12 protein-coding genes are annotated in these 11,452 nt (G+C 53.0%); 11 read left to right on the forward strand and 1 reads right to left on the reverse strand.

The window, feature by feature from the left end; translation table 11 throughout:
• From fliD to fliT, 3 genes are all read left to right on the forward strand, one after another.
• The coding region (fliD, locus tag Q7O77_RS08795; protein WP_304165892.1) for a flagellar filament capping protein FliD at positions 1-884 on the forward strand (884 nt) is incomplete at its 5' end.
• 30 nt (positions 885-914) lie between these two features.
• Positions 915-1,310, forward strand: coding sequence for a flagellar export chaperone FliS (gene fliS, locus Q7O77_RS08800; protein WP_304165908.1), 396 nt, complete (start codon positions 915-917; stop codon positions 1,308-1,310).
• Between the two features lie 121 nt (positions 1,311-1,431).
• Complete coding sequence (fliT, locus tag Q7O77_RS08805) at positions 1,432-1,803, forward strand: flagellar protein FliT (protein WP_085653375.1); 372 nt, start codon at positions 1,432-1,434, stop codon at positions 1,801-1,803.
• Between the two features lie 425 nt (positions 1,804-2,228).
• On the opposite strand, the gene fliE is transcribed toward fliT, so the two are convergent.
• On the reverse strand, positions 2,229-2,546 hold the full coding sequence (fliE, locus tag Q7O77_RS08810) for a flagellar hook-basal body complex protein FliE (protein WP_085653376.1): 318 nt from the start codon (positions 2,544-2,546) through the stop codon (positions 2,229-2,231).
• Between the two features lie 253 nt (positions 2,547-2,799).
• On the opposite strand from fliE, the gene fliF reads away from it, so the two are divergent.
• The 8 genes from fliF (at position 2,800) to fliM (ending at position 11,247) form a co-directional block, all read left to right on the forward strand.
• Complete coding sequence (gene fliF, locus Q7O77_RS08815) at positions 2,800-4,545, forward strand: flagellar basal-body MS-ring/collar protein FliF (RefSeq protein ID WP_304165894.1); 1,746 nt, start codon at positions 2,800-2,802, stop codon at positions 4,543-4,545.
• Complete coding sequence (fliG, locus tag Q7O77_RS08820) at positions 4,542-5,534, forward strand: flagellar motor switch protein FliG (protein ID WP_085653378.1); 993 nt, start codon at positions 4,542-4,544, stop codon at positions 5,532-5,534. Before fliF ends, fliG begins: the two co-directional genes overlap by 4 nt.
• Positions 5,527-6,225, forward strand: a complete 699-nt coding sequence (gene fliH / locus Q7O77_RS08825; RefSeq protein WP_304165898.1) for a flagellar assembly protein FliH — start codon at positions 5,527-5,529, stop codon at positions 6,223-6,225. Before fliG ends, fliH begins: the two co-directional genes overlap by 8 nt.
• Positions 6,225-7,583, forward strand: coding sequence for a flagellar protein export ATPase FliI (gene fliI / locus Q7O77_RS08830; RefSeq protein ID WP_085653380.1), 1,359 nt, complete (start codon positions 6,225-6,227; stop codon positions 7,581-7,583). Before fliH ends, fliI begins: the two co-directional genes overlap by 1 nt.
• 83 nt (positions 7,584-7,666) lie before the next feature.
• Positions 7,667-8,113, forward strand: a complete 447-nt coding sequence (fliJ, locus tag Q7O77_RS08835) for a flagellar export protein FliJ (protein ID WP_085653381.1) — start codon at positions 7,667-7,669, stop codon at positions 8,111-8,113.
• Complete coding sequence (locus tag Q7O77_RS08840) at positions 8,110-9,615, forward strand: flagellar hook-length control protein FliK (protein WP_304165902.1); 1,506 nt, start codon at positions 8,110-8,112, stop codon at positions 9,613-9,615. The genes fliJ and Q7O77_RS08840 overlap by 4 nt, the downstream gene beginning before the upstream one ends.
• A gap of 133 nt (positions 9,616-9,748) precedes the next feature.
• Positions 9,749-10,228, forward strand: coding sequence for a flagellar basal body-associated protein FliL (gene fliL / locus Q7O77_RS08845; RefSeq protein ID WP_085653383.1), 480 nt, complete (start codon positions 9,749-9,751; stop codon positions 10,226-10,228).
• A 5-nt stretch (positions 10,229-10,233) separates the two neighbouring features.
• Positions 10,234-11,247 (forward strand): flagellar motor switch protein FliM, encoded by a 1,014-nt coding sequence (gene fliM, locus Q7O77_RS08850; protein WP_085653384.1) that lies wholly within the window; start codon positions 10,234-10,236, stop codon positions 11,245-11,247.
• The last annotated feature ends 205 nt before the right edge of the window (positions 11,248-11,452 follow it).

The raw sequence follows: 11,452 nt of genomic DNA on the forward strand, positions 1-11,452 counted from the left end.
CGGGTGAAACGTCAACGATGAGCGTGAGCTCAAATGACAGCACGTTGAATAGCATTCTGGGATATGACAGCACGTCTACGTCTAATGGGATGACTCAGCAGGTCGCGGCACAAAATGCCAAGCTGACGGTCAACGGTATTGCGATTGAACGTAGCAGCAACACCGTAACTGATGTCCCGACCGAAGGTGTGACGCTGACGTTGAACGCGGTTTCCAGCTCTTCGGAAAACCTGGTGGTGACAAAAAGTGTCACGGATGCCGCCAGCGCGATTACCGATTGGGTAAGTTCTTATAACACGCTGCTGACCTCTTTTGCTTCGCTGAGCGCCTACAGCAGCGTGAGTGCAGGTGAATCTCAGTCCACGAGCAACGGTGCTCTGGTCGGGGACTCTACGCTGAGCAGCATCAAAAACCAGTTGAAAACGATCATCAGTTCGGCACAGAGCAGCGATACCTTTAAAGTGCTCTCTGAAATGGGTATCTCGCTGAGTACGACGACGGACGCTACGACGGGTTCGGTGGTTCGCGGAACGCTGAGTATTGATAACACCGCTCTCGTGAATGCACTGACTGACGAAGGTTCTGCCGTTGGCGAGTTCTTCATGGGTGATGGCAAAAAGACCGGTCTGGCAACGCAACTGGTATCGACCGTGTCGACCTATACCAAGAGTAAAGGATTGATCGATAATGCTGAATCAGGTATCACCTCCATTATCGACAAGCTCAAGACTCAGTATACTGATGTTCAGAGCAGCATCGAGAATACTATGAGCCGTTACAGGACTCAGTTCACCAAACTGGACGTGTTGGTACAGCAGTTGAACAGCACGGGTGACTATCTGACGTCGGCGTTCGAACAGCTTAGCAATAGCTCCAGCAGTTAACGAGTAGGGTAAGGAACGGTTATGGCCATGATGTATGGTTCACAGGCTTATGCGCAGGTCGGTTTGGAAAGTGGCGTGATGAGCGCCAGCCCGCATAAACTGATTACCATGTTGTTTGATGGCGCCATCAGCGCCCTGGTTCGTGCAGATATCTTCATGGAACAGGGCGACACGGTGGAGAAGGGTAATGCGATTACCAAAGCCATCAGAATTATTGACAGTGGATTACTGGCTTCTCTGGATATGGAGAAGGGCGGAGAGATCAGCACTAACCTGGCGCAGCTTTACGACTATATGATCCGTCAGCTGCTTCATGCCAATCTGCACAACGATCGTGCGTTACTCGAAAATATAACGGAACTATTGCGAGGCATTGCTGACTCCTGGAAAGAAATAAGCCCTGAAAAAAATAACGCTGCTGATTGAATTGTAATTTAGCTTTTGTCTGTGCCGGGAATATTATCGGAATAGCTTCGTGTACGGCACAGTGTCAGTTTTTTGCCGTTTTGCGTTAAACATAACCAACAGTGTAAGTCAGGAAACCACAATGGAAGCCAGCAAATCAGTTCTTGCCTGTTATCAGCAAATCCTTGAACTAAGCGATCGTATGCTGGCACTTGCAAAAAAAGCAGAATGGGCAGAATTGATTGAAGTTGAACAGCTTTATCTTGAAGCGGTTGGACTTCTTCCAGGCCTGATCGAATACAACAATAAAGTTTCCAGCGTTGAACAGCGTAAGATCAAGCAGTGCCTTGATACGATTCTAAGTAATGAAACGCTGATTACTCAACTCCTTGAGTCGCGTATGAATGAGTTGAGGGGACTTATCGGTCAGTCGGTCAGACAGCAGTCTGTGAATGCGGCCTATCATAAATTCGCCGATGGCGATTCCATGTTGCCCGGCGGCGGGAAAGAGTAATCCAGCGGATTGCAATGCTCTTTTGTCTCGTCAATTTACGCCCCGACGGGACTTTCCCTCTGAAACTGACTCTCACATCACGCCTATAGACAGGCTTATTCTCCTATCCCAAACGTGCTAGCGCTGACAACAGGCCTGCACAGCTTGTAGCTTTGCCTCAGGCTAACTTTAAACTCCCGGCTGACTTCATACACTAGACGAAAGTGAATGGCTTATGGACGTGGCTTGAGCATATTCGGAAGTATTGGTGAGATGAATGAGCGGAAATAAAACGGTGAGGGCTCAACCGCAATACCCGTCATAAAACAGGTCGGGGAAGAATTTGAAAAAAAAGCAGGACCAGGCTATGCGAAATTGAATAGCCCGAAGGGTGCTTATAATTGGATGGCTAAAGGCTGAGGGTATAAAAAGATAGCAGTCTTTATTTATACCGACATATTCATAATTTCCTGGTAAGCCGATACCAGTTTATTTTTTACCTGAATACCCATTTGCATCGAAATCGACGCTTTTTGCAGGTCGACCATCACGTCATTCAGTGCGATGCCTTCTTCACCCAGCTCGAACTTCTGCGCTTGTGCGCGAGCTGTGGTTTGTTGTTCGCTGATTTTTCCCAGCGCGGATTTCATCTCGTCCGCAAAGCCGCTTTGCTGCTGTGCAATCGCGTTAGAAGTACTACCAGTCGACTGAAGTGCTACGCTTTGTAGCTGCTGAACGACAGATTCAATTCCCTGTATTGACATTTAAACCCTCGGGTTTTCTCTGTGACCAATTATTTACAGGCGATAACTTTAGCAGAATACCAGCAACCCTAAGCTTCTAAATAGGCATAAAAACCTTGGCTAATTCACCTATAGAATTGTCCCTATGGGATAAATAATATATCGCCCAAATCTCAAAGGCGGGTGTTGATGTTTAGAACAGCCGTTGCTTATTCAGGGAGTATATTTTGTTTTTATTAATAACTATCAAAATGTTAATTGGCAGGAATAGTGCATGAGCTCCGCTAAAAGCAGTTCGCCCGCAATGAGTATCAACGGATTTACTGCTGTGCTTAACCGGCTGCGTGCTAATCCGAAAGTACCTCTATTAATCGCCGCAGCCTTTGCTGTGGCTGTTGTCACAGCATTAGTTTTATGGGCAAAAAGTCCCGATTATAGAGTGCTTTACAGCAATCTAAACGATCGAGATGGCGGCGAGATCGTCACCCAGCTAACGCAGATGAACATCCCTTATCGATTCAGCGATAACGGTGGGGCTTTGCTGATCCCAGCAGAAAATGTTTATGAAACCCGGTTGAGACTCGCACAGTTGGGGCTACCTAAAGGCGGCTCAGTGGGTTTCGAACTTCTCGATCAGGAGAAGTTCGGTATCAGCCAGTTCAGCGAGCAGGTTAACTACCAGCGCGCGTTGGAAGGGGAGCTGTCCCGAACGATGGAGACGCTGGGCCCTGTGCAGAAAGCGCGGGTTCATTTGGCGATCCCTAAACCTTCATTGTTCGTGCGTGAACAAAAATCCCCCTCTGCATCGGTGACGTTGAACCTGCAGCCGGGTAGAGCGCTGGATGAAGGGCAGATCAACGCCATTGTCTATATGGTGTCCAGCAGCGTCGCTGGCTTACCGCCGGACAACGTGACCGTCGTCGACCAGAATGGCCGACTGCTGACGCAAACGGACGGCACCGGTCGCGATCTGAATGCCGCCCAGCTGAAATACGCCAACGAAGTTGAAAACCGCTTCCAGCGTCGTATCGAAGCCATCCTGGCGCCGATTGTGGGTACCGGCAACGTCCATGCGCAGGTGACTGCCCAGATCGACTTCTCCAACCGTGAGCAGACGGATGAGCAGTATCAGCCGAACCAGGCACCGAATCAGGCCGCGGTTCGCTCTCAGCAGTCTAGCCAGAGCGAACAGTTGGGCGGGCGAAACGTGGGTGGCGTTCCGGGAGCATTATCGAATCAGCCTCCCGCTACGCCGGCGGCGCCGATTGTCGCGCCAAACGCCAACGGCGCGCAGAACAATAACAATGCTAACGGCCAGCAGCAGGCGAATGCGAACGGTGCTAACAACAACGCGAACGGCGCCAACGGGGCGAATCAGGGCGGAGCGAACGGCGGCATACAGTCTTCGAACAACCGCCGCGATCAGACCATCAACTATGAGGTCGATCGCACCATTCGTCATACCAAGCAAAGCGCCGGTGCCGTACAACGCCTGTCCGTGGCGGTTGTCGTTAACTATGCGCCCAACGCTGAGGGTAAATCCGCGGCGTTGAACGAAGAGCAGATTAAGCAGATTGAGTCGCTGACACGTGAAGCTATGGGCTTCTCAACTGACCGTGGCGATACCATCAACGTGGTCAACGCGCCGTTTACGGAATCGAATGATGCCGCAGGCGAATTGCCCTTCTGGCAGAAACAAGCCTTCTTCGATCTGCTGATTAGCGCAGGCAAATGGCTGCTTGTCCTGATTGTGGCCTGGATCCTGTGGCGCAAGATGGTACGTCCGCAGTTGCAGCTCAAGAAGAAAGAGCAGCAGGCTCTGGCGGAAAGTTTATCTGGCGGTCAGGAGAGCGATGCAGACGTTATCGTCAAGCTCAGCAAAGAAGAGCAAGACTTGCAGCGTAAATCGCAGCAGCGCGTCAATACTGAGCTGCAAAGCCAGCGTATTCGCGACATGGCCGAGAACGATCCTCGCGTCTGCGCCCTGGTAATTCGCCAATGGATGAGTACTGAACTATGAGTATGACTGGAACTGATAAGAGCGCTATTTTGCTGATGACCATCGGCGAAGACCGCGCTGCTGAAGTCTTCACGCATCTTTCCACGCGTGAAGTTCAGCACCTGAGTGCCGCCATGGCGAATATGAAACAGGTGTCCAATCAGCAGCTGATGGAAGTGCTGAAAGAATTCGAGGTTTCTGCTGAACAGTACGCGGCGCTGAGCGTCAACGCAGGGGATTACCTGCGTTCCGTTCTGGTCAAAGCGCTGGGTGAGGAACGCGCATCGACCTTGCTGGAAGATATTCTGGAAAGCAAAGAAACTTCTTCCGGCATGGAAACGCTCAACTTTATGGAGCCGCAGACTGCTGCAGACCTGATTAAAGATGAGCATCCGCAGATTATCGCGACCATCCTTATCCACCTCAAACGCGCCCAGTCTGCCGATATTCTGGCGCTGTTCGATGAGCGTCTGCGTAACGATGTCATGTTGCGTATTGCCACCTTCGGCGGCGTACAGCCGGCGGCGCTGGCTGAATTGACCGAAGTGTTGAACGGCTTGCTGGACGGACAGAACCTCAAACGCAGCAAGATGGGTGGTATTCGTACTGCGGCCGAAATCATCAACTTGATGAAAACCCAGCAGGAAGAAGCGGTCATCGACGCCGTTCGCGAGTTCGACGGCGAACTGGCGCAGAAAATCATCGACGAAATGTTCCTGTTCGAAAACCTGGTCGAAGTGGACGACCGCAGTATTCAGCGTCTGTTGCAGGAAGTGGAGTCCGAGTCCCTGCTGATAGCCCTGAAGGGTGCGGAAGAGCCGCTGCGCGAGAAATTCCTGCGCAACATGTCCCAGCGTGCCGCGGAAATCCTGCGCGACGACCTGGCGACGCGTGGACCGGTGCGTATGTCTCAGGTCGAAAACGAACAGAAAGCCATCCTGCTCATCGTTCGTCGTCTGGCGGACAGCGGCGAGATGATCATCGGTGGCGGCGAGGATGCGTATGTCTAATACCAATGACTTACCCTGGCGTCCCTGGACACTGACCGATTTGGCGGCACCGCCGCCGTCGGCTCAGCAGGAAGAAGCTACGCCCTCCTACACGGAAGACGAAGACACTTCTCCGGTTGAGGCGTTGGAGTCACTGGAACTGCTGCGCGAAGAAGTTCAGCTTAAAGCGAAAGATGCCGGCTATAAAGACGGTCAGCAAAGAGGCTACGACGAAGGTTACCAAATCGGTCTGGCCGAAGGCCGTCAGCAGGGTGCGCAGGAAGAAAAACAGCAGCAGGAAAAGCTGACTGAGCAGATGCAGCAGATGGTGACCGAATTCCAGCAAACGCTCGACTCGCTGGACAGCGTCATCACCGCGCGTCTGATGCAAATGGCGCTGACTGCGGCCAAGCAGGTCTTGGGTCAGGCGCCGGTATGCGACGGTACTGCCTTGCTGAATCAGATACAGCAGATGATCCAACAAGAACCTTTATTTAGCGGCAAGCCTAATTTACGCGTCCATCCGTCCGATATGGAAAGGGTAGAGAAGCAGTTGGGTCCGACGCTGGCGCAGCATGGCTGGCGCTTACTGGCGGATAACCAACTGCATCCGGGCGGCTGTAAAGTCAGCGCCGAGGATGGTGATTTGGATGCCAGCATCGCGACACGTTGGCATGAGCTGTGTCACATGGCTGCGCCGGGAGAGTTGTGATGACGAACCGACTCTCTCGCTGGTTGACTACGCTGGATTCGTTCGAGAAGAAGATCGCCACAACGCCCACCGTGCGTCGTTACGGGCGCCTCACTCGCGCGACGGGACTGGTACTTGAAGCCTCTGGGCTGCATTTGCCGCTGGGCGCGACCTGTTTTGTGGAACGTGCCAACGGCGACAAGGTCGAAGAAGTCGAAAGCGAAGTCGTCGGTTTTAATGGGCAACGATTATTCCTGATGCCGCTCGAAGAAGTCGAAGGCATTATTCCCGGCGCGCGTGTTTACGCCCGCGGGGGAGAGAAGCACGAAGGTAAAAAACTTCCTCTGGGGCCTGAGCTGCTCGGCAGGATCCTGGACGGCGCGGGGAAACCGCTGGATGGATTACCGCCGCCGGAAACGGGATTTAAGGCGCCGCTGATCACGCCGCCAGTTAACCCTTTGCAGCGTACGCCCATCGATCACGTCCTTGACGTTGGCGTCCGGGCCATCAACGCCTTGCTGACCGTCGGACGAGGGCAGCGTATGGGCCTGTTCGCCGGTTCCGGCGTAGGTAAAAGTGTGCTGCTGGGCATGATGGCCCGCTATACTGAAGCTGATGTCATCGTGGTGGGCCTGATCGGCGAACGTGGCCGTGAGGTAAAAGACTTCATCGAAAATATTTTGGGGCCCGAAGGCCGTGCCCGAGCGGTCGTGATTGCCGCACCGGCTGACGTTTCCCCGCTGCTGCGAATGCAGGGGGCGGCGTATGCCACCCGCATCGCGGAGGATTTTCGCGATAAGGGACACCATGTTCTGTTGATTATGGATTCCCTGACGCGTTACGCGATGGCGCAGCGAGAAATCGCACTCGCCATCGGCGAGCCGCCGGCGACCAAGGGCTATCCGCCCTCCGTCTTCGCGAAGCTGCCCGCGTTGGTTGAGCGTGCGGGTAACGGTATGCACGGCGGGGGCTCTATTACGGCGTTTTACACCGTATTGACGGAAGGCGACGATCAGCAAGACCCGATCGCTGACTCCGCCAGGGCCATTCTGGATGGGCATATTGTGCTGTCTCGACAGCTGGCTGAATCCGGTCATTACCCGGCAATTGATATCGAAGCGTCGATTAGCCGTGCGATGACCGCTTTGATCGACGAATCACATTACGCCAAAGTAAGGCAATTTAAGCAGTTGCTATCGGTATATCAGCGGAACAAGGATTTGATCAGCGTGGGTGCCTATGCATCGGGAACCGACCCCTTGCTGGATCAGGCCATTCAGCTCTATCCGCAGATGGAAGCGTTTTTACAACAGGGGATGTTCGAACGTTGCGACGAACAGCAGGCATTGCAGCAATTGAATGCGCTGTTCGGCATGTAGTGTATTGATTACCAAGGCCGTAGGCTTTACCCGACAGGGGCTGAATCAGTAAGCCGCCGGTAACTGTACGTGATTGAGGTACTATGAAAACTGAAACTCCTCTCGACAAACTTCGCGAATTGGCTCAGCAGGAAGTGGACGATGCCGCTACTCTGCTGGGGCAGATCCGTCAGTCACACGTTCAGGCGCAACAGCAGCTCGATATGTTGCTCGGGTATGAAGATGACTACCGTGTACAGCTGCAGCAAACAATGGGCAGCGGTATCAACGCAGCGAATTGGTACAATTATCAGCAGTTTATAAAAACTCTTGAATTGGCCATCGAACAGCATCGCAAACAGCTGGCCGTATGGGCACAGCGTTTAGAACAAGCCATGAAAACCTGGCAGGCTAAGCGTCAACGGCTGAATGCGTTTGAGACATTAAAAGAACGGGCGGCTCAGGAACTTCTGGTTCGTGAGAACCGTCGAGACCAAAAACTGATGGATGAATTTGCACAGCGCTCGTCATTGAGGAAACTGAATCCATGAATCTATCTACTGTTACTGCTCTTTCAGCGTCTGAGACGGCTCGAACTGATTCGACTTCGTCCAGCAGCAACAAAGACAGTAATGCGTCACAGCCTAACAGCTTTACGGCGCTGTTTTCGTCACACCTGAATGAAGAGCAAAATCGTACACAGCAGAATACGTTGAACACGGCTTCTCAAAATGCTCAGAATAAAGAATCACAGCCTCAGCCGGTGAAACAAACTACGGCTCAGTCCACGTCCAACACGACGCCCAAAACCGAAAATACGTCGGCAAAACAGGCTGACAACAGTGAGGAAGTGGATGCGCAGGCAGCTGAGGCGAATGCAGGCGAAGACGCATCAACGGAATCGTCTGTACAGTCTTCGCTTAGCGCGTTGTTAAAGCAATCGCACGCGACGCACGGTAAGTCGACAGTGGCGCAAGCCGCAAGCACGACGAGCACGAAAACGGATGCTGTTGATGACAGCGCTGACGCGGCATTAACGCTGGGCGACCAGGTCACGGCGGATACCGGAATTTCGGTCGCGACGGCCGATCAGGATGCATCGTCGACGATCATGGCTATGCTGGGCGCTGGATTGGCCCCGCAGCTACAGAAAGTGACGCCGCAGCCGATAACCCCACAGAGTGAAGGTGTCGCCGCGCTGAGCGTGGACGGACAAAATGCCTTGCAGACGTTGACCGACGGTCAGCAGAGCACGTCGCTGACCTCTATGCTGAACGCCGTCGCTGATGACACGACGACGGGGCAGGATGACGATGAAGCATTGACTGACATTCTGGGCCGCGTTTCCGGCAAATCCGTGTCGAAAGGAACTGCGAAAGACGATGATTCGACTGACCTGAAAAGCATCGTAGTTGATACGACTGCGACGTCGAGCAAGGTTCAGTCTGCTGACATCAGCGCTGCCGTGAGCAACGCCTTTAAAGTCACGCAAGAGCCGTCTTCCACCAACAGTAATTCCAGCGCTGCGACGGTAAATAGCGCATTGGGCGCACTCAACAGCACCCAGGCCAATACCTCCGCTGCGGCGACGCCACAAACCGCAGTACTGACGTCTCGTCTGGGCAGCGATGAGTGGCAACAGGCGCTCAGCCAGCAGGTTGTGATGTTTACACGTAACAACCAGCAAAACGTTGAGCTGCGTCTGCATCCTCAGGAGCTTGGCGCGATTCAGGTCAGCATGAAGATGGATGATAACCAGGCTCAAATCCACCTTGCCTCTGCGCATGGACAGGTGCGAGCCGCGTTGGAAGCTGCGATGCCGCAGCTGAGAACGGCGTTGTCTGAAAGCGGTATTACGCTGAACCAGAGTAGTGTCGGCAGCGAGACCTTCGCTGGCTCCGAATGGCAGCAGGGGCAGCAGCAGAGCGCCGGCGGCGGTTCGTCCTCGTCTCAGTACTCGAGCAGCCTTGACACCCACATGGAAATCGTGGATGTGCCAGTTTCACTCCAGAGAATTGCGTCCTCTTCGAGCGGCGTCGATACTTTTGCGTGAGGCAAATCAGTAAGCTAGTGTGATTTTTCTCGTCTATTCACCCTATTGAACGACGGAATAGACGGGATAATTACGGGGTATATGCAGCACAGAGCTGCATCAATGGCAATGAGTATAGGAATTATCTTAGTCTATGGCTGAAGAAAAATCACAGTCGGGACGCAAGCGTTCTGTCTTGTTAATGCTGCTAATCGTTATCGCATTGGTAGCGACATGTGCCGCCGGCACCGGTTGGTGGTTCTTTTATCATAAAAACGCTGAGCCAACGGTGGCAAAAGAAGTGCCTCCCCCGGAACCTGTATTCATGCCATTGGATACATTTACTGTTAACTTGGTTAATCCGGATAACAATCCCGATCGTGTGTTGTACGTTGGGTTCACCCTGCGTTTGCCAGATGAAGAAACCAAGAGTCGCTTCACCCGCTATTTGCCGGAAGTGCGCAGCCGCTTGCTGCTGCTGCTTTCCCGACAGGATTCGGCCGCGTTGGCAAACGAACAAGGTAAGCAGAAGCTGATTGACGAAATTAAACAGGTTCTTAGCCCGCCTCTGGTTCAAGGGCAACCCAACCAGGTGGTCACGGATGTTCTGTTCACCGCTTTTATACTGCGATAAATATTATGAGTGACAGTATTCTTTCCCAGGCAGAAATTGACGCATTGCTCAACGGTGACAGTGACGACGGCGATAGCAAAGCCAAGTCGGCCTCTGGCCCGGAGAGCGATATTCGGCCTTACGACCCCAATACGCAACGGCGTGTTGTTCGTGAGCGCTTGCAGTCGTTAGAAATTATTAATGAGCGCTTTGCCCGTCAGTTCCGCATGGGGCTGTTCAACCTGTTGCGTCGTAGCCCGGATATTACCGCCGGACCTATCAAAATCCAGCCGTATCATGATTTTGCGCGTAACCTGCCGGTGCCGACCAACCTCAACCTGATTCATCTGAAGCCGCTACGCGGCACCGCGCTGTTCGTGTTTTCTCCGAGCTTGGTTTTTATCGCGGTCGATAATCTGTTTGGCGGAGATGGACGCTTCCCAACCAAGGTCGAAGGGCGAGAGTTCACCCACACCGAACAGCGCGTGGTGAAAAGAATGCTGCGTCTGGCGTTGGAAGCCTACGGCGACGCGTGGAATGCGATCTACAAGTTGGACGTGGAGTACGTGCGTTCCGAAATGCAGGTCAAGTTTACCAACATCACGACATCGCCTAACGATATCGTGGTAACCACGCCTTTCCACGTGGAAATCGGCAACCTGACCGGCGAATTCAATATTTGTATTCCTTTTGCCATGATCGAGCCGCTGCGCGAACTGCTGGTGAATCCTCCGATGGAGAACTCACGGCAGGAAGATCAGAGCTGGAGGGATACGTTGGCCAAGCAGGTTCAGCATTCTGAGCTGGAGCTGGTCGCCAACTTTACCGATGTGTCGCTGCGGTTGTCCAAAGTGCTGAAGTTACAGCCGGGCGATGTATTGCCTATAGAAAAACCTGACAGCATCATTGCCCATGTCGACGGTGTACCAGTATTGACCGGTCAGTACGGCACCTACAAAGGACAATATGCTCTTCGAGTCGAACAGTTAGTGAATCCAATTTTGACTTCTCTGAACAACGAGGGACAGCCCCATGAGTGACACCAAGAACCCGTCCGAAGAAAAAGAATCCGTGGACGATCTGTGGGCTGATGCATTTAATGAGCAGCAAGCCGCGGAAAAAGACGAAAGCGGTAGCGAAGGCGTATTTAAGTCGCTGGACGCAGATGCCGCGCCCGGACTGTCTCAGGACATCGATCTGATTCCTGTCTCTTATACACATCTGACGCTGCCGACGAAGAGGATA

Source organism: Lonsdalea britannica, assembly GCF_946477055.1.
Classification (GTDB): Bacteria; Pseudomonadota; Gammaproteobacteria; order Enterobacterales; family Enterobacteriaceae; genus Lonsdalea; species Lonsdalea britannica_A.

Coding starts and splice junctions, on each gene's coding strand:
- fliS (WP_304165908.1), top strand. CDS start 915: ATGTATGGTTCACAGGCTTATGCGCAGGTCGGTTTGGAAAGTGGCGTG.
- fliT (WP_085653375.1), top strand. CDS start 1,432: ATGGAAGCCAGCAAATCAGTTCTTGCCTGTTATCAGCAAATCCTTGAA.
- fliE (WP_085653376.1), bottom strand. CDS start 2,546: ATGTCAATACAGGGAATTGAATCTGTCGTTCAGCAGCTACAAAGCGTA.
- fliF (WP_304165894.1), top strand. CDS start 2,800: ATGAGCTCCGCTAAAAGCAGTTCGCCCGCAATGAGTATCAACGGATTT.
- fliG (WP_085653378.1), top strand. CDS start 4,542: ATGAGTATGACTGGAACTGATAAGAGCGCTATTTTGCTGATGACCATC.
- fliH (WP_304165898.1), top strand. CDS start 5,527: ATGTCTAATACCAATGACTTACCCTGGCGTCCCTGGACACTGACCGAT.
- fliI (WP_085653380.1), top strand. CDS start 6,225: ATGACGAACCGACTCTCTCGCTGGTTGACTACGCTGGATTCGTTCGAG.
- fliJ (WP_085653381.1), top strand. CDS start 7,667: ATGAAAACTGAAACTCCTCTCGACAAACTTCGCGAATTGGCTCAGCAG.
- Q7O77_RS08840 (WP_304165902.1), top strand. CDS start 8,110: ATGAATCTATCTACTGTTACTGCTCTTTCAGCGTCTGAGACGGCTCGA.
- fliL (WP_085653383.1), top strand. CDS start 9,749: ATGGCTGAAGAAAAATCACAGTCGGGACGCAAGCGTTCTGTCTTGTTA.
- fliM (WP_085653384.1), top strand. CDS start 10,234: ATGAGTGACAGTATTCTTTCCCAGGCAGAAATTGACGCATTGCTCAAC.